The following is a 353-nucleotide window of genomic DNA, read 5'->3' as shown; positions in this document are numbered from 1 at the left end:
CCCGGATCGCCTCGCGCAGGCCCGCAGCTTCGGTTGCGAGACCATCGACCTCACCAAGGGCGAGCCGCAGGACCAGATCGAGCAGATCCTGGGCGTGCCGGAAGTGGATGCCGCGGTGGACGCCGTGGGCTTCGAGGCGCACGGCCACGGCAAGGACGCCGGTAAGGAGAAGCCGGCCACGGTTCTGAACTCGCTGATGAAGATCACGGCGGCCGGCGGCGCGCTCGGTATTCCCGGGCTCTACGTCACGGGCGACCCTGGCGCTGCCACCGAAGAGGCCAAGGTGGGTTCACTGTCGATCAGCCTGGGCACCGGCTGGGCCAAGTCGCTGTCGTTCACCACCGGTCAGTGCC

1 pseudogene is annotated in these 353 nt (G+C 68.8%); it reads left to right on the top strand.

What is annotated here, in order from left to right:
* Positions 1-353, top strand: a pseudogene (locus BV453_RS01590) (formaldehyde dehydrogenase, glutathione-independent); the annotation flags it as partial.

Source organism: Microbacterium sp. ER1 (genome assembly GCF_023383675.1).
In the GTDB taxonomy this organism is placed as follows: domain Bacteria; phylum Actinomycetota; class Actinomycetes; order Actinomycetales; family Microbacteriaceae; genus Microbacterium.
This window is presented reverse-complemented; position numbering and strand designations above follow the sequence as displayed.